Annotated in this window: 20 protein-coding genes; 10 read left to right on the top strand and 10 right to left on the bottom strand. The window is 65.0% G+C overall.

The genetic code is table 11. The features are described from left to right. Positions 1 to 55 precede the first annotated feature (55 nt). Positions 56 to 2,599, top strand: a complete 2,544-nt coding sequence (gene gyrA, locus ACFQO4_RS03585; RefSeq protein ID WP_500259610.1) for a DNA gyrase subunit A — start codon at positions 56 to 58, stop codon at positions 2,597 to 2,599. Positions 2,600 to 2,671: 72 nt separating this feature from the next. Here the strand turns inward: gyrA and ACFQO4_RS03580 are convergent, their stop codons facing one another. Continuing rightward, positions 2,672 to 3,997 (bottom strand): hypothetical protein, encoded by a 1,326-nt coding sequence (locus ACFQO4_RS03580; protein ID WP_500259609.1) that lies wholly within the window; start codon positions 3,995 to 3,997, stop codon positions 2,672 to 2,674. A 442-nt stretch (positions 3,998 to 4,439) separates the two neighbouring features. Between ACFQO4_RS03580 and ACFQO4_RS03575 the strand changes: the two genes are divergently transcribed. Beyond that, positions 4,440 to 6,239: a hypothetical protein gene (locus ACFQO4_RS03575; RefSeq protein WP_500259608.1), complete on the top strand. Its 1,800-nt coding sequence runs from the start codon at positions 4,440 to 4,442 to the stop codon at positions 6,237 to 6,239. Positions 6,240 to 6,265: 26 nt separating this feature from the next. On the opposite strand, the gene ACFQO4_RS03570 is transcribed toward ACFQO4_RS03575, so the two are convergent. Further along, complete coding sequence (locus ACFQO4_RS03570) at positions 6,266 to 6,883, bottom strand: VOC family protein (protein WP_500259607.1); 618 nt, start codon at positions 6,881 to 6,883, stop codon at positions 6,266 to 6,268. A 387-nt stretch (positions 6,884 to 7,270) separates the two neighbouring features. Here ACFQO4_RS03570 and ACFQO4_RS03565 point away from each other — a divergent pair, with 387 nt between their 5' ends. Both ACFQO4_RS03565 and pstB read left to right on the top strand, forming a co-directional pair. Continuing rightward, complete coding sequence (locus ACFQO4_RS03565) at positions 7,271 to 7,762, top strand: hypothetical protein (protein ID WP_500259606.1); 492 nt, start codon at positions 7,271 to 7,273, stop codon at positions 7,760 to 7,762. A gap of 123 nt (positions 7,763 to 7,885) precedes the next feature. Further along, on the top strand, positions 7,886 to 8,743 hold the full coding sequence (gene pstB, locus ACFQO4_RS03560) for a phosphate ABC transporter ATP-binding protein PstB (protein WP_500259605.1): 858 nt from the start codon (positions 7,886 to 7,888) through the stop codon (positions 8,741 to 8,743). A 152-nt stretch (positions 8,744 to 8,895) separates the two neighbouring features. Here the strand turns inward: pstB and ACFQO4_RS03555 are convergent, their stop codons facing one another. After that, a complete protein-coding gene (locus tag ACFQO4_RS03555; protein ID WP_253433767.1) occupies positions 8,896 to 9,105 on the bottom strand; it encodes a ribbon-helix-helix domain-containing protein in 210 nt (69 codons plus the stop codon). 120 nt (positions 9,106 to 9,225) lie between these two features. Between ACFQO4_RS03555 and ACFQO4_RS03550 the strand changes: the two genes are divergently transcribed. Further along, the gene (locus ACFQO4_RS03550; RefSeq protein WP_500259604.1) at positions 9,226 to 9,555 is read left to right on the top strand and encodes a DUF5789 family protein; all 330 of its coding nucleotides are present in this window, start codon (positions 9,226 to 9,228) and stop codon (positions 9,553 to 9,555) included. 118 nt (positions 9,556 to 9,673) lie between these two features. Here the strand turns inward: ACFQO4_RS03550 and aglJ are convergent, their stop codons facing one another. Beyond that, positions 9,674 to 10,756 carry an S-layer glycoprotein N-glycosyltransferase AglJ gene (gene aglJ, locus ACFQO4_RS03545; protein ID WP_500259603.1) on the bottom strand — a complete coding sequence of 361 codons (1,083 nt, stop codon included), beginning with the start codon at positions 10,754 to 10,756 and terminating at the stop codon, positions 9,674 to 9,676. Positions 10,757 to 10,854: 98 nt separating this feature from the next. Continuing rightward, a complete protein-coding gene (aglM, locus tag ACFQO4_RS03540; protein ID WP_500259602.1) occupies positions 10,855 to 12,165 on the bottom strand; it encodes a UDP-glucose 6-dehydrogenase AglM in 1,311 nt (436 codons plus the stop codon). Positions 12,166 to 12,271: 106 nt separating this feature from the next. Between aglM and ACFQO4_RS03535 the strand changes: the two genes are divergently transcribed. Beyond that, positions 12,272 to 12,910, top strand: coding sequence for a class I SAM-dependent methyltransferase (locus ACFQO4_RS03535; protein WP_500259601.1), 639 nt, complete (start codon positions 12,272 to 12,274; stop codon positions 12,908 to 12,910). Positions 12,911 to 12,923: 13 nt separating this feature from the next. On the opposite strand, the gene ACFQO4_RS03530 is transcribed toward ACFQO4_RS03535, so the two are convergent. Next, on the bottom strand, positions 12,924 to 13,484 hold the full coding sequence (locus ACFQO4_RS03530) for a class I SAM-dependent methyltransferase (protein ID WP_500259600.1): 561 nt from the start codon (positions 13,482 to 13,484) through the stop codon (positions 12,924 to 12,926). Between the two features lie 4 nt (positions 13,485 to 13,488). Continuing rightward, positions 13,489 to 13,929, bottom strand: a complete 441-nt coding sequence (locus tag ACFQO4_RS03525; RefSeq protein ID WP_500259599.1) for a DUF302 domain-containing protein — start codon at positions 13,927 to 13,929, stop codon at positions 13,489 to 13,491. A 345-nt stretch (positions 13,930 to 14,274) separates the two neighbouring features. Between ACFQO4_RS03525 and ACFQO4_RS03520 the strand changes: the two genes are divergently transcribed. Beyond that, positions 14,275 to 14,676, top strand: a complete 402-nt coding sequence (locus ACFQO4_RS03520) for a helix-turn-helix domain-containing protein (RefSeq protein ID WP_500259598.1) — start codon at positions 14,275 to 14,277, stop codon at positions 14,674 to 14,676. Positions 14,677 to 14,858: 182 nt separating this feature from the next. On the opposite strand, the gene ddfA is transcribed toward ACFQO4_RS03520, so the two are convergent. The 3 genes from ddfA to ACFQO4_RS03505 form a co-directional block, all read right to left on the bottom strand. Then, the gene (gene ddfA / locus ACFQO4_RS03515) at positions 14,859 to 15,179 is read right to left on the bottom strand and encodes a DdfA family disk-determining factor (RefSeq protein WP_500259597.1); all 321 of its coding nucleotides are present in this window, start codon (positions 15,177 to 15,179) and stop codon (positions 14,859 to 14,861) included. 229 nt (positions 15,180 to 15,408) lie between these two features. Next, positions 15,409 to 16,083, bottom strand: a complete 675-nt coding sequence (locus tag ACFQO4_RS03510) for a helix-turn-helix domain-containing protein (RefSeq protein WP_500259596.1) — start codon at positions 16,081 to 16,083, stop codon at positions 15,409 to 15,411. A 113-nt stretch (positions 16,084 to 16,196) separates the two neighbouring features. Beyond that, positions 16,197 to 17,345 (bottom strand): MBL fold metallo-hydrolase, encoded by a 1,149-nt coding sequence (locus tag ACFQO4_RS03505; protein WP_500259595.1) that lies wholly within the window; start codon positions 17,343 to 17,345, stop codon positions 16,197 to 16,199. A 181-nt stretch (positions 17,346 to 17,526) separates the two neighbouring features. Between ACFQO4_RS03505 and ACFQO4_RS03500 the strand changes: the two genes are divergently transcribed. The 3 genes from ACFQO4_RS03500 (at position 17,527) to ACFQO4_RS03490 (ending at position 19,601) form a co-directional block, all read left to right on the top strand. Beyond that, a complete protein-coding gene (locus ACFQO4_RS03500) occupies positions 17,527 to 17,742 on the top strand; it encodes a DUF6199 family natural product biosynthesis protein (protein WP_500259594.1) in 216 nt (71 codons plus the stop codon). 46 nt (positions 17,743 to 17,788) lie between these two features. Next, positions 17,789 to 18,352, top strand: a complete 564-nt coding sequence (locus ACFQO4_RS03495; protein WP_500259593.1) for a thioredoxin family protein — start codon at positions 17,789 to 17,791, stop codon at positions 18,350 to 18,352. Positions 18,353 to 18,446: 94 nt separating this feature from the next. After that, positions 18,447 to 19,601: a mechanosensitive ion channel family protein gene (locus tag ACFQO4_RS03490; RefSeq protein WP_500259592.1), complete on the top strand. Its 1,155-nt coding sequence runs from the start codon at positions 18,447 to 18,449 to the stop codon at positions 19,599 to 19,601. Positions 19,602 to 19,605: the final 4 nt, after the last annotated feature.

The following is a 19,605-nucleotide window of genomic DNA, read 5'->3' as shown; positions in this document are numbered from 1 at the left end:
GACACGAATCGACACCGCGACGAGACCACCGACGAACGGAGGTGTCCCTCGAGCGATGAGTTCCGACGTACCAGACCCGACGGACATCGATGCGGCCTCGGTCGAACCGGTCCGCATCGAAGACGAGATGGAGCAGAGTTACATCGACTACGCGATGAGCGTCATCGCCGGGCGCGCCCTCCCCCGGGTCGAGGACGGCCTCAAACCCGTTCACCGGCGCATCCTCTACGCGATGCACGAGATGGGTGTCTCGAGTCGCTCGAGTCACCGCAAGTCCTCCTCGATCGTCGGGGAGACGATGGGTGACTTCCACCCTCACGGCGACCAGGCGATCTACGACACCCTGGTCCGGATGGCCCAGGACTTCTCGATGCGCTACCCGCTCGTGGACGGCCAGGGGAACTTCGGCTCGATGGACGGCGACCCGCCAGCCGCCCAGCGGTACACGGAGGCTCGCATGGCCGCCATCGCCGAGGAGTTACTCGAGGACATCGACAAGGACACGGTCGACTTCTCCTCGAACTACGACGACCGCCTCCAGGAGCCGGACGTCCTGCCAGCGGCGTTCCCGAACCTCCTCGTGAACGGCTCCTCGGGGATCGCCGTCGGCATGTCGACGAACATTCCGCCGCACAATTTAGGGGAAGTGATCGATGCGACCGTCGAACTCATCGACAACCCCGAAGCGACCGTCGAGGATCTGATGGAACACGTCAAAGGGCCCGACTTCCCGACGGGGGCCAACATCGTCGGCCGCGACGCCATCTACTCGGCGTACAAGACCGGCCGCGGGCGCATCCGCGTTCGCGCCGAGTTCGAGGTCGAGGAGTGGAAGCGTGATCGCGAGCGCATCGTCGTCACCGAAGTGCCCTACCAGGCGAACAAGGCCCGCCTGGTCGAGCGCATCGCCGAGGACGTCACCGAGGGCACCCTCGAGGGCATCTCGGACCTGCGCGACGAGTCCGACCGCGACGGCGTCCGCATCGTGATCGAACTCAAACGCGGCGCGAACACGGACGTCGTCAAGAACCGACTGCTCGAGAATCACCTAGAGCGCACCTTCGGCGTCATCAACCTCGCGCTGGTCGACGGCCAGCCGAAAGTGCTCACGCTCAGAGAGACGCTCCAGGAGTACATCTCCCACCGAAAGGAGGTCGTCCGACGGCGCAGCGAGTACGACCTCGAGGAGGCGGAAGACCGCGCGCACATCCTCGAGGGCCGGCTGAAGGCGCTCGAGAACATCGACGACGTGGTCGACCTCATCCAGGACTCCGAGGACCGCGACGAGGCGCGGGCGGGACTCGAGGCGACCTTCGACTTCTCGGAAGCCCAGGCCGAGCACATCGTCCGGATGCAACTCGGGAGCCTCACCTCCATGGAGTCGGCCGAAATCGAAGACGAGTACGACGAGGTAACGGCGGAAATCGAGCGCCTCGAGGCGATCCTCGGAAGCGAGTCGGCGCTGTACGAGGTCATCAAGGACGAACTGCTCGAGATCAAAGACGAGTACGCCGACGACCGGCGGACCTCGATCATCGAGGACATGGGGACGGTCACCCACGAGGACCTGATCCCCCAGGAGGACGTCTTCGTCGTCATGACCGAGGACGACTACGTCAAGCGGATGCCGATCGAGAACTTCGAGGCCCAGGGTCGGGGCGGCAAGGGGATCATCGGTGCGGACGTCAAGGACGAGGACCGCGTGACGACGGTCTTCCGGGCGAACACCCACGACTACCTGCTGTGCTTCACGAACCACGGTCAGGTCTACCGGCTCAAGACCTACGAGATCCCGGAGATGAGCCGGACGGCGCGGGGGAAATCCGCCGTCAACATCCTCGACCTCGATCCGGGCGAGGACATCACGGCCATCGTCGACACCGATGCCTTCGACGGGGAGGAGTACGTGACGATGGTGACCAAACACGGGTACGTAAAACGGACGGCGGGCGAGGAGTTCGACAACATCCTCTCGACGGGTATCATCGCCGCCAGCCTCGAGGAGGGCGACGAACTCGTCGACGTGGACGTCACCGACGGGTCGAAGGATCTGGTCGTCGCGACCGAGCAGGGAATGACGATTCGCTTCGACGAGGACGAGGTCCGGGCCATGGGTCGGAACGCCCGCGGGGTCAACGGCATCAAACTCGAGGACGGCGACGCCGTCGCGGGACTGGTCTCGACCGACGAGGGCGACGAGCGGGCGCTGTTGACGGTCACCGAGAACGGCTACGGCAAACGGACGGTACTCTCGGCCTACCGGACCCAGTCCCGGTACGGCAAGGGGTTGATCGACATCAAGACCAACGAGCGCAACGGTCCGGTGACGGCAGTGAAGGCGGTCACGGACGACAACGAACTCGTCCTGATGAGCGAGCGCGGCCAGATCATGCGCACGCGGGCGAGCGAGATCTCGACGGTCGGTCGGAACACGATGGGCGTGACGGTGATGGACGTCGAGGCAGGCGATGCGGTCGCAAGTGTGGACGTGATTCCCGCCGAGCTCGGGGTGGACGCCGAAGAGTCGGACGCTGACGACGCCGACGAGGCAGGTATCGACGAACCGGACGCCGACACGGACTCGGCGAGCGACGAATAACGGCTATTCTATTTTCGTTCACCAGCCTCGAGATCGGTCCCACCCGGCTCGCCGGTCGCGTCCTGGACCCGGTCACCGCCTGGTGAGGAGACGCTGGTAGCTCGCCTTCGCCGCACTCCAGGCGGGGTACAGCGTCGTGTACACCGGATCGGGCGCGTTGCGGGCGCCCGCTCGGAGCACGCGGTGGCGCAGCGGTGACCCCGAGTTGTCGACGATTTCGGAGAGGTCGGCGGACTCGAGCCAGGCGAAGAACGCCCGTTCGGCCGACGTTCTCGGCTCCGTTTTTCGAACCCGGTCGCGGATGTCCTCCCACATGTAGCGTTCGTCCTGGCCGAGGATCCAGCGCCCGCCCTCGAGCCCTCGTCGAAGGTCGTGGTACCGGTCGTCGGTGAACGGGTAACCGTGTTCGGTCGGTTCGAGCCCCGCCAGTCGGAGGCCGACGGCCGTCCGGTAGCACTTCTCGCAGACGCCGCAGTTGCCGTCCATCCGGTCGTTGCAGGTCTGGAGCTCGAGGTCTGGTGCGTCGCTCTCGGCGTAGGCGGCGAGCACGTCGAGGCGCTCTTGACGGGTCAGATCGTAGGCGTCGTGATGACACCGGGTCTTGGCCCAGCGGACGTTGTCGTCGATGTCGGGGCGAGAGCCCCATTCGAGGTCGATCCCCTCCCAGTGGGTGGCGGCCATGTAGAGGTTCGTCATCCCACGGGCGGCGGCCAGTGGGGCACAGAGACCCAGCAAGCCAAGGCCGTGGCCGACGGAGCTGTACCAGCCGCCGTCGACGTAGCGTTTGTAGTGGGCGAGCAACATCGGGTGGTCGAGGAAGGAGAGCATGTTGGCCTCGACGAAAGCGGTCTCGAGGCCGCGGTCGGCGGCGAAGTCGGTCACCCGGTCGACCAGGTGGTTCCACTGCTCGTCGTCCGAACTGTCGGGCGTAATCGTCCAGCCGCGGATGCTGATCAGCGTGGGTTCCTCCTCGCGGTGACGGACGTACGAGCACGTGGAGTCGACGCCACCAGTGAAGAGGAGGCCGCTCTCTGCGTTCTCATCGTCGCCGTCGTCGCTGGATACACGCGTGTCGACGACCTCGCGAGCGTAGAGGTCGCCACCCTCGAGGAAGTCGTACATCTCGAGCATGGCCGACTGGACGTCCTCGAGCGCCGAGACGAACGTCGCATCGACGATATCGACGTACACGTCCGCGCCCGCGGCCCAGGCGACGGGACAGACCTGAGCCAGCGCCGGGACGACGAGCAGCGAGTCGGGAACCGACTCGACGTCGACGTCGTAGGTAACCTCGAGCGGGTCGCCGGTGAAAAACCGGGCGAGGTCGTTCGAGGGGCGAACGGTCGTTCGAAGGGTGCGTCCATCCGTCGTCGGGGTGTCGATGTGTATCGATGCCATGGTCGAAGAGTGGGGTCGCCACCGGTTTCGGCTCGAGGGTGACGACCGGTCGTCCCGTGACCACCACCGAGGACGGTAAAAACAGGCACAATCGTTGATGCGTTGGGCGTCGTAGAAATCACCGCCTAGAGACTGGTAGGCGCTCGTATCCGCCTCTGGCGCCCCTTCGATCGTCGTTTCGACCGCCAAATTGAACTCCCGCATCCCCCGTCTCTACTAACGTGCACCATCGCCTCGAGCGTCGCCTCACGCCTGGTGCGGGAGGGGAGGGCCGATACCGGGCGCAAGCGGGCGCTGGCCAGTCATCCACCGGGCCGACCCGTGGCGTGACTGCTTCGAGAGGGTAGGCGGAGGATAACAAACCCCTCCCTTCTCGAGGCATTTCACCAATGCGAACTGTCACGCCAGCCATCGTCGACGGTCGCCTCGCGCGGGTGAGTCGATGACACAGAGACGAACCCTGCTGGACCTCGTCCTCGCGGTCGGCTTTCTCGCCGTGGCGACCGCGATCGCCGTCGCGCATCGGTCCCCACCCTCGGGGTACGAATCGTCGATCTACACGGGTACGCCGACGCTCACCTGGGTCGCCTTCGGTCTCGCGCTCGCCGTCGCGGTCGGCGTGACCATTGGGACTCGCGGGTGGTATCAGGCCGGCGGGATCGCCCTTGGCGGGCTCGCGGTGACGAGCATCGTCAGCCTGCCGGTGATCCGCAACTACCACTTCCAGGGGATGGGCGACTCGCTCACCCACCTGGGGTGGGTCCGGGACTTCGTCCAGGGGACGATGCAGCCCCACGAACTGTTCTACCCCGGGCTCCACGCGGTCGCGACGACCCTCCATCTCGGCGGCGGTGTCTCGATGGAACGGGCGCTCCTGATTGCCGTCGTCCTCCTGTTCGTCCCGTTCGTCGTCTTCGTTCCCCTCATCGCACGCGACATCTCGGGAACGGGCGCCGCCGCCGGGTTCGCCGCCATCGCCTCCTGGATGGTGCTCCCCATCAACAACGTGGCGACGCACATGGGGCCGCACACGAACTCCAACGCGCTGTTCGTCGTCCCCGTCGCCCTCTTCGCGACTGTCGCGCTCGTGAGCCGTCGGTCGGACCTCGAGCGCCTCCCGTTCGGCATTTCGCCGTTCACCGTCTGCCTATTTCTCGCGGGCGTGGGCCTTCTGCTGGTCCACCCCCAACAGATGATCAACGTGGTCGTCTTCCTCGGAGCGCTCGCCGGGGTGCAGTACCTCGCGAAGCGCCGGTACGACGATCATCCGATGGTGCACCACCCGTCGCTGTTCGCGCCGGCAGTCATGCTCGGCGTCCTGTTCGTGGTCTGGGCAGCCGCGAACGCGCGGTTCCGACGCGCCTTCTCGGGGCTCGTCTACGGTCTGTTCAGCCGCGACATCGGGACCAGCTCGACCGTTGGGCAACGAAGCGGGTCGCTGACGGAACTGGGCGGCAGCTTACTCGAACTGTTCGCGATCATGTTCCTCGTCGCCGCGGTGCTCGGGGCGATCGCGGCGCTGTTCGTCCTCGCAATGTGGCTCGGGCGAACGAGCCTGGATCCCGACGGCCGCTCGTACGTCACCTACTTCGCGCTCGCGCTGGTGCCCCTCGGCGGGATGTTCGTCGTCTACTTCCTCGGGACGCCGACGATGGCGTTCCGGCAGGTCGGCTTCATCTACGTCGTCCTGACGATCCTCTCGGGAATCGCCCTCGCGCACCTCTTCGGCTGGCTGACCGGACCGCTGACGACTCCGGGGTCGAACGCGCTCGCCGCCGTCTTCGTCGCGGCCTGTCTCGTCCTGACGCTCGTGACGCTGTTTACCTCGCCGCTGATCTACCAGCCGACCCAGCACGTCACCGAACAGCAGCAGTTCGGCTACGACACCGCCCTCGAGCACCGGGTCGACGAGCAGTTGTACGCCGGCTTCGGCTACGGGATCAACCGCTACGGCGACGCCCACTACGGCACCGAGGCCGGGAGCGAGATCAACTACGACGGCGGCGCCGGCGGGGCGGTCCTCGTCGAGGAGTTCGAGGACGGCAACTACCGGGAGGCCTACCACGGTGCAGACTACTACTTCACCGTGAGCGCCTACGATAAAGCGCGGGAACTCGAGGTGTACGACGAACTCCACCACTCCGAGGAAGCCCTCGAGGGAATCGAGCGCGACCCCTACGCGGATCGGCTGATCTCGAGCGAGGAGTTCACGATGTATTCGGTGGAGGGGACGCCCTCCTAGTAAGACGGCGGAACTCGAACTCGGCGTCAGTTATCGACGCCCGCTCCCGTCGGCGCGTCCGGCAGTTCCTGCTTCTCGACGTCGATCCCCAGTTCCTCGAGGGCGGCCTCCATGTGTCGCTCCTCGGCGAAGTCTGAGCCGTCCTCCTCGCGGATCCGCTGGGTCGTCGCGAGCACCTCGGCACGGCGGTCGTCGGGAATCGAGAACTTGTCCGTGGCGAGTTCGATGGTCAGGCCGTTGTTGTCCCTGGTATAGAGGGAGTGGAAGATGCCCCGATCGAACTCGTTGTAGCCGTAGCCGGCCTCCTCGAGGGCCTCCCGGGTGTCGACGAAGCGCTCGGGATCGATGCTGAACGCGAGGTGGTGGACCGAACCGATCTGGTGGCGAAGCGGCGCCGGGTTCGACTGGCGGTCGTCGCTCACGAAGAACGTGATGATCCGGCCGTCTCCGGTGTCGAAGAACAGGTGCGTCGAGGTCGGATCGTCCAGGTTCGGCTGTTTCAGGACCAGGGGCATCCCCAGCACGTCGCGGTAGTAGGCGATGGTGTCCTCGGCGTTCGAACCGATCAACGTGATGTGATCGGTGCCGGTGGTCTGAATGGGGCTCTCGGGTCGGTCGGCGGTGATTTCGAAGTCGTCGGCCATACCTTCTCGTAGACGCCGGACGTACATACATTTCCGCTAACGTCGGTGTCACCCGGAGCCAAATCGCGACTCGAGTACGCCGTCGCTCATCGTCGTTACTGCTCGAGAGGCCGCCACCGCCAGGCACGGCATCGCCACGGCCACGCCACACACGGCCGGGAACGGCGCTCGAGCGCGGCGTACGAAGCGAGAGCGCCGTGACCCGGGGGAGGGCAGGCCCTCGCCGGGACGACGCGGTCACGCGGCGCTTCGGTTGTGAACCACCTCGATCGTCCTCGCAACCGGGGCCCAACTCGAGATCGGGACCCAACTCGACGTCGAACCCACTTAACGCGTGCATCTGGCCACCCCCGAACCTACCCAGACTCGCTCACAAGTGACCGTCAGATGTCACTCGAGTCCCCCGCGCGCACCGACCTGGACGGAACCGACTGGGACGGCACCGTCCCCAACGCCTTCGACCTGCGGGTCGTCGCCCTCGTCCTCGTGGCCTCCGGTCTCGCGGCCTCCGCCAACCTCACTGCGGGTGGCCTCGAGTTCGCCCTCGTCGCGTTCGGCCTGCTAGTCGCCGCCGGTATCGCCGCTCACTGGCTCGGCCAGCGTCGGGTCCGTCGCGTGACCGAATCGCTCGTCGAGGAGTGGGTCGCCGCCGGCGGAAGCGTCGAGTCGGTCACCCGATCAGCCTCCTGGCTGCGAACGGAGTGGATCGTCCGGACGAACGAGGGGCCGGTCACCGTCGGTGGCCTGGCACTGGTACCGATCTCGCGGGTGTCGATCACCTGGCGCGGGATGGGGGACTCACACTCTGCAACGGCGGCGAGCGCCGATCTCGAGTCGCTGGCCGCGGAGTGGTATCGGGAGATTTTCGACTCAGCGTAGGCGGTCGAACGCTGTGACTCTCACGTTCGTAGCCAGTTCGATTTCGCCGGATCAGTGCTGCTCGGTGAACCCGCGCGTCCACAACAGGTAACTGCTCGAGTGTTGACTAGCGACCTACCGCGCATGACCACCAACCGAGCCGAGTCCAAAGGGCGTTCCGACGAAATCGGCGACTCCGGCGTCACCTCGATGACCGAGATCGCCAGCCCGCGGGGATCACCCGGGGTCGAGTCGCCCGTGATCCAGTCGCGCGACCTCGACGTCTTCTACGGCGACACCCAGGCGCTCGACGGCATCACGATGGACATTCCCGAACGACGGGTGACGGCGCTCATCGGACCCTCGGGCTGTGGCAAGTCGACGTTCCTGCGGTCGATCAACCGCATGAACGACCTCATCGACGTCGCCCGCGTCGAGGGCGACCTGTTCTTCCACGGTAAGAACGTCTACGACGACGACGTCGACCCCGTTGCCCTCCGCCGGAAGATCGGAATGATCTTCCAGCAACCGAACCCCTTCCCGAAGAGCATCTTCGACAACGTCGCCTACGGACTCCGGGTCCAGGACAAGGACGACGACCTCGAAGAGCAGGTCCGGACCGCCCTCGAGCGCGCTGCGTTGCTCGAGGAGGTCGAGGATCAACTGGACTCGAGCGGATTAGACCTTTCGGGTGGCCAGCAACAGCGGCTGTGTATCGCCCGCGCCATCGCGACCGACCCCGAGGTCATCCTGATGGACGAACCGGCGAGCGCGCTCGACCCCGTCGCTACCTCGAAGATCGAGGATCTGGTCGAGACCCTGGCCGAGGAGTACACGGTCGTCATCGTCACTCACAACATGCAACAGGCCGCCCGAATTTCGGACAAGACGGCCGTCTTCCTCACCGGCGGGGAACTCGTGGAGTTCGACGACACGACGAAGATTTTCGAGAACCCCGAGAGCCAACGCGTCGAGGACTACATCACCGGGAAATTCGGGTGACTCGAGGTCGAGATCGAGGACGCTCGACTGTTACTCGCGTTCTGTGGGCCCTCGAGTGACGACCTGGATCGGGCGGTTAGGTGTGCTCGGTTACTCGAGGCGAGCAGTTTGGTGTAATCGGATATTCGAGGCGGGTGGTTCAGTCCGCTCGATCACTCCAGATAGCCCAGCCCCCGGAGCTGTTCGGCGATCTCCTCGAACTCGGCCTCCGTGAGCTGTCCGGATTTCTGGTGTTGAATCACGATGCTCCGCAGGAGAAACCGGGTGAGATCGCTCGTACTCTGAAAGCTCGTGCCCTCGATGGTCTCCTCGACGCGCGCCGCAAGATCCTTCGGGATCGAGACCGTCGTGTATTCGGTCATCTCGTGTCGAAACTGGGTGACGGATCGGCGTAAAGATTCCCACTGCAGGCGAGAGCCCGTGAGCGCTCGAGCCGTCTCGAGAGCGTAGCCATTTTCGGTCCCGAGGTGGTATGGCACCCCATGGGAGTCCGGCCACCATCGAACGGACCCGACGACGAGCCGACGAGCATCGAATTCGGCATCGCCGCCGTCGACGCCCGCCTCAAACGAGTCGACCTCTCGTTTCCCGCCTCGAGAGCGGACGTCTTGGCTACACTCGGCGACGCCAACATCCCCTACGACGTACACGGGAATACGGTCGGACTCGAGACGGCGCTCGAGCACGTCGACCGGGAGCGATTCGAGAGCCGACAGGAGTTGCTCAACGCACTCCACCCGGTCTTCGAGGAGTATCGCAAGAACCACTCGGGCGGCTTTCTCAGGCAGGTCCGGACGCTGCTTCCGTTCTGATCGGTTTCGTTCGACGCCCGTTCTGCTCGTGTCGATTCGACGCCCGCCCTGACCGTTTTGGTTCGACGCCTGTTCTGGTCAGTTCTCGACTCGTCCTCGAGAGTCGCCGACGTCTGTTCTACCGATCGTCTCGATCCCGACGGCTCTCGAGGCGAACCTGCTCGAGGCGCCGGCGCTGCTCGCGGTGGAGGGTGACGATCATGTCCGAGAGGACGCCGAACATGAGCAACTGGACGCCGAGCAAGATCGCGGCCGCGGAGACGAGCGCGAGAATCTCGTGGCCGGTGTTGAACTGGATCCAGCGCCAGAGCACGTAGCCTGCGAGGGTGACTCCCGAGATGACCGACGCGGCGCCGACGCTTCCGAAGTAAAACAGCGGGTTGTTCGTCTTCGCCAGCGAGTACAGCGTCAGGATGATCGTCCCGCCGTCCCAGACGGGGTGGAGGTTCGTCTCGGACTCGTCGGGTCGGGCCCGGTAACTCACCGGAACGACGGCCGTCTCGACGCCGTGGCGGACGCACTCGACGGCGAGTTCCGTCTCGATGGTGAACCCGTCGGAATCGAGCAGGAGTCGCTCGAACGAGTCCCGGGTGAACGCGCGATAGCCCGAGAGGATGTCCTCGTAGTGCGCCCCGTGGATGAACCCGAACGCGCCGTTGATCATCCGGTTGCCGAACCCGTTGAGGCGCTTCATCGCGTCGTCGTCCATGTCGGCGAACCGATTCCCGATCACGTGTTCGTATCCCTGGGACAGGGGCTCGAGCATCGTCTCGGCGTCGGCCGGGTCGTAGGTGCCGTCGCCGTCGAGCATGAGGACGTAGCGCGCGTCGATGTACTCGACGGCTTCGCGGACGGCCTGTCCCTTCCCGGAGCCGGACTGGGTCAGCACACGAGCGCCGTGCTCGCGGGCGATGTCGCGCGTGCCGTCGCTCGAGTCGCCGTCGACGACGAGGACGTTCTCGTAGCCACGCTCGCGAAACCGGTCGACGATCTCCCCGATCGTCGCGGCCTCCTCGAGCGTGGGGAGTAGAATACAGACCTGTTCGGGCGGGAGGGGGTGATCGATGGTCGACGAGCGAGATTCCTCGTCGGCGTCACTAGTCGCGTTCGCATCGCCGTCCACGTCAGCGTTCTCGTCCGCGGGTGATGATGATGCATCGCCGTCGGATGCGGCGGACTCGATCCCTGCGTGCTCGTCCATTGGAATGCACTCGACGCCCGGATTGGAAAAACGTACTGGTGTATTTGGTGAGTGTTCGCATTTCCGATGGAAGTAATGCCCTCCTGACGGCTCGCCACTCACCAGGTGAGGCCCTCGTAGACCTCGAGGTCCGCTTCGGAAACGTCGACTCGACGGCCGTCGACGAGCACTCGTGTGGTCATCCCCTCGATCGCTCCTGTGAGGTCGTCGAACTCGGGCCAGTCGGTCGCGACGACGGCTCCGTCGGCACCCTCGAGGGCCTCCGCGGCGCTCGTAGCGTACTCGAGGCCGTCGCGGTCGGCGTACGCGGGGTACGTAGATTGCAGGTTCTCGGTGGCGACTGGGTCGTAACCGACGACGGTCGCGCCACGCTCGAGGAGGGCGTCGATGACCTCGAGCGCGCGGGACTTCCGGACGTCGTCGGTTCCGGGTTTGAACGCCAGGCCGAGGACAGCGATTCGGGCGCCCTCGAGGTCGACGTGGTTCGAGAGCAGGTCGACGAGTCGGCGGGGCTGGCCGTCGTTGACGCGGACGACGGCGTCCAGGAGTTCGGGATCGTACCCCTGCTCTCGCGCGCCCGATCGGAGGGCGTTGACGTCTTTGGGGAAACACGAGCCGCCCCAGCCGAGTCCCGAGCGCATGAACCGCTCGGAGATGCGGTCGTCGAGTCCGACGGCGTCGAGCACCTCGTAGGCGTCGACGCCGTAGGCCTTGGCGACGTTCCCGAGTTCGTTCACCAGCGAGACTTTCGAGGCGAGGAAGGCGTTGTTGGCGTACTTGATCAACTCGGCCTCGCGGACGCCGGTTTCGACGAAGTCCGCCCCGCGTTCGCGCATGGGAGCGTAGAGTTCTCGCAGGGTGTCGGCGGCCGCCGGGTCGGTCGCCCCGACGACGACTTTCTCGGGCTCGAGGAAGTCCTGGACGGCGGTCCCCATCCGCAGGAACTCGGGATTCATCGCCAGCTCGAGGCCCTCGCCGACAGCCCGTCCGCTCGCCTCGCTGACGATCGGGCCGACGACGTCCTCGGTCGTCCCCGGCAACACGGTGCTCTTTACGACGACGAGGTGGTCGCCGTCCTTCTCGGCGAGGGCGTCCCCGAGCGACTCCGAGGCCGCGCGCATGGCCGTCAGGTCGAGGCTGCCGTCGTCGTGTTGTGGCGTCGGCAGACAGAGGAAGGTGAGGGCGGTGTCGCGAACGGCGCCGTAGTCGGTGGTCGCCCGCAACCGCTCACCCGCGTGCTCGGCAATTCGTTCCGTGAGTCCCGCTTCGTGGATGGGAGCTTCGCCGGCGTTGATCGCGTCGACCGTGTCCTGGTCGATCTCGACGTTCGTGACGTCGTGACCGAGGTCCGCGAGACAGGCTGCGATCGTCGTGCCGACGTAGCCGCTGCCGACGATGGAGACGTTCATACGATGCTCAAGGCACCCGGTGGGGTAGTGATTTTTGGGTTCGTCGCCCGCCGTGTCCGCGACGGGACCGCCAACACGGATAGCCTTTCGGCACGTATTGGACTCTATGGCGACGGACGGTTCCTCCCACCCGCTGCTCGCGGCGATTTACGATCCAGCGACCGCGCTCGCCGAACGAACCCTGCTTCGCCCCCACCGCGAGTACCTGGTCGACGGCCTCGAGGGCCGGGTGCTCGACGTCGGCGCGGGAACGGGCGCCCTCTTTCCGTACCTCGCCCGGGTACCCGACGGAGACGCGACGTTCCACGCCATCGAACCCGACCCACACATGCGCCGCCAGGCCACGTCGACGGCCGCCGACCTGGGCCTCGCAGTCGACCTGCGCGACGCTCGGGCCGAGGCGCTCCCCTACCCGGACGAGTCCTTCGACGTCGTCGTCGCCTCGCTGGTCTTCTGTACGATTCCGGGCGCCGAGGCCGCCCTCGAGGAAGTCGAACGCGTCCTCCGTCCCGGCGGCGAGTTCCGATTTCTCGAGCACGTTCGAGACGACGGCTGGCGCGGGCAGGTCCAGTCGCTGGTCGAACCGCTATGGAAGCGGGCCGCCGGTGGCTGTCACCTGACTCGACAGACCGCGTCGCTGTTCGCGGCCGACCGTGCCTTCGACGTGCTCGAACTCGAGCGGGTGAACCTCGGTGTGACGCCGGTGCGTCCGTTCGTCCGGGGACGGATGCGAAAACGAGTGTGAGAGGGCTCGGGCGCTACTCGAACGTCGCGACCAGTAAGAACGTCTCCGGACGGACCGCCACGTGCTCGAGGGCGAAGCCTGCCGTCTCGAGGGCCTCGATCGCCTCCTCGGCACTGTATCGTTCGTCGGTCGGCGGACCGTTTTGGCCGGTGCCGCTCGCGGCCCAGTCGACGATGGCGAGTCGCCCGCCCGTCGCCAGGACGCGGCTAATCTCCTCGAGGGCCGCCTCGCTCGCGAACTCGTGGTAGGTCATCGTGGAGAACGCGGCGTCGACGTCCCCGTCCTCGAACGGGAGGTCGCTCACGTTCGCCGTCACGAGGTCGACGTTCTCGGGGACGCCCTTCTCGCGGTAGTAGTCGTGCATCGCCTCCTGGAGGTCGACGGCGTACACCGTCTCGACGTGCGGGGACACGTCATCGGTGAAAAAGCCCGTCCCGCTCCCGAGGTCGGCCACGGTGTCGGTTTCTTCGGGGGCGAGCGCCCAGAGCAACTCCTCCCTCGAGCAGAATCGGTACCGACGCTCGGCGCGCTCGAGTTTGTCCGCCCGCGAGGCGTCGAAGGTGTGGTGTCCCATGGGATTAGAGGTTCGCGAAGGCGTCGTCGACCAGTTCGCCAGTTGTGGCCACGATGTCGGCCATCGCGTCGTCGTCCGGAGCCATTCCGACGAGTCGGGCAATGCGCATGATGCTCACGTGATAGACGCGCTGGGTGCCGGGCGACTCCTCCCAGATCACGACGTTGCACGGGAAGATTGCGCCAATTTTGTTGTCCGAGACGTCAAGTACCTCGTCCGCGATGGCTGGATTACACGCCCCGAGGACGTAGTAGGGGTCACGGTCGGCGTCGACTTTTTCGTTGAGCAACTCCGAGGGGGAGAACTCGACGGGGACGCCGAAGCCGACATCGGTGAACACCTCGCGCACGTGCTCGATTGCGTCCTCGTGGTCCATCTCGAGGGTGGTCTGTTTCGCGCCGATGTCGTCGGGGTCGATCTCGGCCGGGTCCATTGGGAGCGTCATTCGTGTGAAGTAGTGGGGCCGGCGAGAAAAGTCCTTTCGACGGCGGTTCGGAACGCGTCTCGCTCGACTTCGGCGTTCGGGTGAATACGGGGACGTACGAACCTGACTCGCTGGGATCGAGTCGATAGTCGAACGAATGCCTGGATCGAACGAACGCTCCGCAATCGAGGCCCTCTTCGATCGCCAGTCGTTCTTGCAGTACTCGAGAACGACTCCGTCGCCGTCAACTCAATTCCCTCGTTATAGTCGTCCTCAATTCCCGGCCTCCAGCAGCGCTCGAGCCGGAATTGTGCAATCTATACACAAGTCTTTTAACGGCTCGGCCGCTACCTATTGGTGATACCGATGCCTGACTCGATGGCCGAACAATTGCAGCAAGACATGGTCTGTGAGGGCCTCCTCGAGTGCTTTCACGGCCTCAAACAACTCGACAGGGCGTGCTTCGAGGCGCTGGTGGAAGCCGAGGAACCGCTGACGGTGGACGAAATCGCGGCGACGGTCGACCGCGAGCGATCGACGGCCTACCGGGCCGTCCAGCGCCTGCTCCAGACGGGCTTCATCCAGAAGGAACAGGTCAACTACGACCAGGGCGGCTACTATCACGTTTACTCGCCGACCGATCCGTCGAAGATCGCCGGCGACATGCAGCGCCTGCTCAACGACTGGTACGCGAAGATGGGCCAGCTCATCCAGGAGTTCGAGGACAAGTACGAGCAGGCCGAGGCGACGGCCCCTGCCGAAGGATAGTCGATCACTCGCTAGTCGATCCTCGAGCGGTTCTCTTACTTTATCGCTTCGAGACGCCGCTCTCGAGCGTGTCGGGACCGATACCAAATAACAGACGTCAGAGTGCACGGTTTATCGCGAAACTCGATAGCCTCAGGACTTCCCGTCGATTTCGCCACACCGGCAGTCGTATCGGTGCTCGCTCAATCGGGGGTGTTCGGTTCGCCTGACGGTGTAGCCGATCGGTCGATCGAGCCCGACCGTCCGCCGTCTCCGCTGATCGTGGCCACGTCGACTGATTCGTCGGCGGAGACGGTGACGCGATAGCCGGCGAACGTAAACGTGAGTTCGTCGGCCGTCCGGTCGTCGGCCGCCGCCTCGCTCGAGAACAGCCTGTCGAGGCTATCCGGATCGATCGCGTGATACAGCGGTTCCAGATCGATCGGATCGATCCCCTCCTTCCTGGCGACCGCGTTCACGACACGATGGCTGACAGACGGTGAATTCTGGTGGTCAATTGTCATTCTAACAGATACGCGCTTCTGGTTTTACCGATACTTGCAAGACTGTTCCCCACACTGTCTCCTGTGCGTCCCGCAGCGGGTGCTGAAGACCGTTCGATAGTGTACATGATACCACTCCCTTCGCCGATTTATCCTTGGTGAAGCGGGCGGAAAGGTCTGTTGTGGTAGCACGCACAGCGTTTATAACGGGTCCCGTCTCGCCACCACGACGTGAGTCGTGAACAATCGTTCACTTCTCGCGCACGAGTGTGTTGGCGAGGAGGTTTCGCTGGCCGCGCCGGAGCCGAGCGGACAGCGCGTTTCGCGAGATGTCGAGTTCGGTCGCGAGGTCCGTCAGCGTCCGATCGCGGGGGACGTCGAAGTATCCGGCGTGATAGGCTGCCTCGAGCGCTTCCTGTTGCTCGGCTGTGACGCCGTACTCCGCCTGTTCTTCCGGGTTTTCGGGGCGGTACACGCGCTCGGGTTCGAACGAAAAGTCGTGCTCGACGCAGTACTCGTGAAAGTCAGCGAGGGATTGCTCGCCGGGAAAGAGTATCTTCACCTTCCATCGATGTGCTTCGTTGCTCACCGCCTCGAGCACGGTCGCTCTCGCGTCCGAGACGGCCGTGATGAGATTTGGAACGTCCATCTCCCAGGTCACCCGGTAAAATCGTTCCTCCGTGTCGTCATCGTTCGACCGCTCGTCTTGCTCCTCGAGCATGAGGACCTCCCGAACCATGTCGTCGTCCCGGAGTTGTTTCTCGAAGGCGTCGAACCCCTCGCCGGAGGCCCAGAGGTAGGGCGTGACGGTGGACTTCCCGCCCACGACGCGCTTGATCTCGATGTGCATGTCCGGCGACGCCGTCAACGTATCCGCGAGGACGAACTCGTCGGCCGGGATCGTGAGTTCCGTGAGTACGCTCATTCGTACCGTCTCGTTCGACGAGCACGACCGTAAATCGCCTACTGCTAAATCCGTACGCACGGACCGTTCGACCGTCGCGGTCATCCGGCCCGCTGCAGGGTCGCGAACCGACACTAGGCCGCGCAGTTATTCGGCCCCATCTCGAGTTCGGTCGCCTCCTGCTCGTCCTCAAGCGCCGCCTGCCCGGTGTTGATCTCGATGACGCGTTCGTAGTTCGCCGGCTTCTCGGGCGTGTTGTCGACGAGTTGGCTCACGAACGCCTCCTTCTCGAGGCCCAGGAGCTCGAGTTCGTCTCGGAGCGTCACGAGTCGGGCCTCGATCACGTCGCCCGGCGAGCCCACCTCGTAGACGCCGTCCGCCGAGACCGAGACGTGGCCGGGCAGGACGCGCGTGTCCTCTGGAAGTTCGAGGAGCGTCTCGTGGAGGGAGTCGTAGAGTAACTCGGCGCCGTCGGCGGCGTCCTCGTCGCCGAACTGGAGTTCCGTCCGGCCGACGGATTCGACGAACAGCGTGTCCCCGGTCAGGACGGCCTCGCCGTCGACGCGGTAGTTCATCATCTCCGTCGTGTGCCCCGGCGTGTGGAGCGCTTCGATTTCCACGCCGCCGACGTCGATCGTTTCACCGTCGGCGAGCGGTTCGTAGTCGTACTCGACGTCGCGCTCGCTCGCGCGTTCCCCGAGGTGGTAGGGGACGCCGAGTTCGTCGGCCAGCGTTCGGCCCCCCGACACGTGGTCGGCGTGGACGTGCGTGTCGAGGACGCGCTCGATCGTGAGGCCAGCCTCCTCGGCGACGACCTTGAACCGGTCCGTCTGGCGGGTTGGGTCGACGGCGACGGCCCGTCCCGACTCGCTCGAGCCGACGACGTACCCGAGACAGCCCTTCGCTCGTCGCTGTACCTGGGCGATCACGAGGTCATCGTTCTCGGTGTCGATGGGGACGACCTCGTAGACCATGGACCAGTCTTCCATCCCACCTTTCACGACGCTGACGTCGTCGTACCCGATCGTCTCGAGTTCGAAACTGAACGACGTCGAGGTGAGCCCTTTCCCGCAGATCGCGACGATGGATCCGGCGTCGTCGCTGTTACCGATGCGGTTTCGTTGTTGCTCCGTGAGGTCATCGTTCGGCCCAAAGGGGACGTTCTTCGCGCCCCGAATGTGCCACCCTTCGAAACTGTCCTCCGGCCGCGTGTCGATGAGCGTGAACGACTCGTCCCCGTCGATCATGTCGGCGAGTCGGTCGGCGGTGATCTGGCGTACCATGGGTGCCTCCGTACACTGTTACTGCGAGCAGGACGCGCAAATGCATCTCCCTTGCAAGATCATCGGCGTCGAGCCTACCGTTACGTCCGCGAGGCCGCGGAATTGGCCCTCGAGCCCAGTTTCGATCCTCTCACTCTACAGCTATCAGAAAATATATGACGGCAAACCTGAACGGTCGGGTATGGTCAACCCGATACTGGGAACGCTCGTCATCGCGATCGGGCTCGCCGGAGCACTCTGGCCCTACAAACTCGCCGGGTTCGAAGAGCAGATGGACTCCATCGGCAGCAAACGCTCCTGGTCCAGCGTAGAGCCGGCCGACTGGAAGGTCGCGGTCACTCGCGCGATAGGCATCGCCGTGACGCTGTTTGGTCTGCTAATCTTCTTCGACATCTGAACTCGGGAACGGGGCGCTTAAGGAGGATACGGTTGCACACTCCCCTATGGTCATGAAAGAATCCGAGAGCGAACTCGAGGCCGGCGACCCCGCGCCGACGTTCGAACTCGAGGGCGTCGACGGCGAGACCTACACGCTCGAGTCCTTCGCCGACGTCGAAGCCCTGCTGGTCGTCTTCACCTGCAACCACTGCCCGTACGCGAAGGCGAAGATCGGCCTGCTCAACGACCTCGCCGCCGAGTACGACGACGTGGCGGTCGTCGGGATCAACCCAAACGACGCCGAGGAGTACCCCGAGGACTCCTTCGACCGGATGCAGGAACTCGTCGAGGACGGAACGATCGCTTACGACGCCTACCTCCGGGACCGGACCCAGGCTGTCGCGACGGCCTACGGCGCCGTCTGCACGCCGGACCCGTTCCTCTTCGAGAACGACGGCGAGGAGTTCAGGCTGGTCTACCAGGGTCGCCTCGACGACGCGCCGAACCCCGACGACGACCCCAGTCGATTCTACATTCGGGAGGCGATCGAGTCCGTCATCGCCGGAGAGTCCGTCGACCTCGAGTGGCAACCCGCTCGAGGCTGTTCGATCAAGTGGACCGACGACTGATCGGGTCTCGGACCGTCGTCCCGTCACCGTCGCCGCCGACGTTGAGACTGCCGGCCGCGCTCCTTATGCCGTCGAAACCATAGGCGCCGTCCGTATGGTCGTGGTCGCCGCTGTCCGCCCGCTCCAGGCACTTCGCCCAGGGCCGCTTCCCTCCATCCAGGAGACGTACCTCTCGACGCTCGAGGCACAGGTGCTGGCGACCGTCGGCATCGTACTCGGAGTCGTTCTCGGGTTCTGGATCGCCCGCCTGGGCTACCCCTCCCTTCGACGCCGCTACGGCGTCCAGGTCGCCGAAGCGACGACCGTCGCGGCGATAGGCGTGCTCGTCGCCGGCTCCGTCTACGCGCTCAGCGTCGTCTGGCACGTCACCTACGTGCTGGCGTACACGCTCGAGACGGTCCAGGTCGATCGATTCACGGCTGCCCACCAACTCGTTACCGTGGCGCTAGTGGCCGTCGCGTACCTGGCGATCCGGTTCGTCAACCGCTCGATCGACAAACTCAGCGAGACCGACGCGATCACGACCCACCAGCGCGAAGTCGCCTATCACGTCACCGACGTCGCGATCGTGCTCGGGACTGCCTCGCTCATCCTCACCATCTGGGGCGTAGACCTCACCAACATCTTCATCGGGGCCGGCGCGGTCACCGCGATCGTCGCGCTCACCGCCCGTCAAACGCTCGCCGCGATGCTCGCCGGATTCATCCTGCTCTTCTCGCGACCGTTTCGCGTCGGCGACTGGATCGAAGTCAACGACACGACTGGGATCGTCACCGACGTGACCATCTTCACCACGAAAATACAGACGTTCACCGAGAAACACGTCCTCGTGCCGAACGACGAGATCACCGACAGCCAGCTGATCAACTACTCCGAGAACGACCAGCTTCGCGTCGACGTCGAGATCGGCGTCGACTACGATACCGACCTCGAGCGGGCGCGAGCGGTCGTCATCGACGCCGTCGAAGACCTCGAGGAAATCCGAACGAGCCCGGATCCGCAGGTCGTCGCCAGACGGTTCGGCGATTCGGCGATCGTGCTCGAACTCCAGCTCTGGATCGGTGATCCGACGAGACGTCGCCAGCTCGATGCCCAGACGGCGGCCATCCAGGCGGTGACGGAACGATTCGAACGGGAGGGAATCGAGATTCCCTTCCCCCAGCGGGTTCACGCCCCGCGAGGCGACGACGGGTTCCCGATCACCGAGGGCTCACGGGAGGGACTCGAGGTCGGTCAGCCGACCGATTGAGGGG

The organism is Saliphagus sp. GCM10025334 (assembly GCF_042663485.1).
Lineage (GTDB): Archaea > Halobacteriota > Halobacteria > Halobacteriales > Natrialbaceae > Natronosalvus.
Note: the sequence above shows the minus strand (reverse complement) of the source record. Positions and strands in the feature narration are given on the sequence as shown.

What these genes read in the sequence shown, in the direction of transcription:
- ACFQO4_RS03505 (WP_500259595.1), bottom strand. Translation starts at nt 17,345, where the DNA reads ATGGTACGCCAGATCACCGCCGACCGACTCGCCGACATGATCGACGGG.
- ACFQO4_RS03565 (WP_500259606.1), top strand. Translation starts at nt 7,271, where the DNA reads ATGTCACTCGAGTCCCCCGCGCGCACCGACCTGGACGGAACCGACTGG.
- ACFQO4_RS03555 (WP_253433767.1), bottom strand. Translation starts at nt 9,105, where the DNA reads ATGACCGAATACACGACGGTCTCGATCCCGAAGGATCTTGCGGCGCGC.
- gyrA (WP_500259610.1), top strand. Translation starts at nt 56, where the DNA reads ATGAGTTCCGACGTACCAGACCCGACGGACATCGATGCGGCCTCGGTC.
- ACFQO4_RS03490 (WP_500259592.1), top strand. Translation starts at nt 18,447, where the DNA reads ATGGTCGTGGTCGCCGCTGTCCGCCCGCTCCAGGCACTTCGCCCAGGG.
- ACFQO4_RS03510 (WP_500259596.1), bottom strand. Translation starts at nt 16,083, where the DNA reads ATGAGCGTACTCACGGAACTCACGATCCCGGCCGACGAGTTCGTCCTC.
- ACFQO4_RS03525 (WP_500259599.1), bottom strand. Translation starts at nt 13,929, where the DNA reads ATGACGCTCCCAATGGACCCGGCCGAGATCGACCCCGACGACATCGGC.
- ACFQO4_RS03575 (WP_500259608.1), top strand. Translation starts at nt 4,440, where the DNA reads ATGACACAGAGACGAACCCTGCTGGACCTCGTCCTCGCGGTCGGCTTT.
- ACFQO4_RS03580 (WP_500259609.1), bottom strand. Translation starts at nt 3,997, where the DNA reads ATGGCATCGATACACATCGACACCCCGACGACGGATGGACGCACCCTT.
- ACFQO4_RS03520 (WP_500259598.1), top strand. Translation starts at nt 14,275, where the DNA reads ATGCCTGACTCGATGGCCGAACAATTGCAGCAAGACATGGTCTGTGAG.
- aglJ (WP_500259603.1), bottom strand. Translation starts at nt 10,756, where the DNA reads ATGGACGAGCACGCAGGGATCGAGTCCGCCGCATCCGACGGCGATGCA.
- ACFQO4_RS03495 (WP_500259593.1), top strand. Translation starts at nt 17,789, where the DNA reads ATGGTCATGAAAGAATCCGAGAGCGAACTCGAGGCCGGCGACCCCGCG.
- ACFQO4_RS03535 (WP_500259601.1), top strand. Translation starts at nt 12,272, where the DNA reads ATGGCGACGGACGGTTCCTCCCACCCGCTGCTCGCGGCGATTTACGAT.
- ddfA (WP_500259597.1), bottom strand. Translation starts at nt 15,179, where the DNA reads ATGACAATTGACCACCAGAATTCACCGTCTGTCAGCCATCGTGTCGTG.
- ACFQO4_RS03570 (WP_500259607.1), bottom strand. Translation starts at nt 6,883, where the DNA reads ATGGCCGACGACTTCGAAATCACCGCCGACCGACCCGAGAGCCCCATT.
- ACFQO4_RS03500 (WP_500259594.1), top strand. Translation starts at nt 17,527, where the DNA reads ATGGTCAACCCGATACTGGGAACGCTCGTCATCGCGATCGGGCTCGCC.
- aglM (WP_500259602.1), bottom strand. Translation starts at nt 12,165, where the DNA reads ATGAACGTCTCCATCGTCGGCAGCGGCTACGTCGGCACGACGATCGCA.
- ACFQO4_RS03530 (WP_500259600.1), bottom strand. Translation starts at nt 13,484, where the DNA reads ATGGGACACCACACCTTCGACGCCTCGCGGGCGGACAAACTCGAGCGC.
- pstB (WP_500259605.1), top strand. Translation starts at nt 7,886, where the DNA reads ATGACCACCAACCGAGCCGAGTCCAAAGGGCGTTCCGACGAAATCGGC.
- ACFQO4_RS03550 (WP_500259604.1), top strand. Translation starts at nt 9,226, where the DNA reads ATGGGAGTCCGGCCACCATCGAACGGACCCGACGACGAGCCGACGAGC.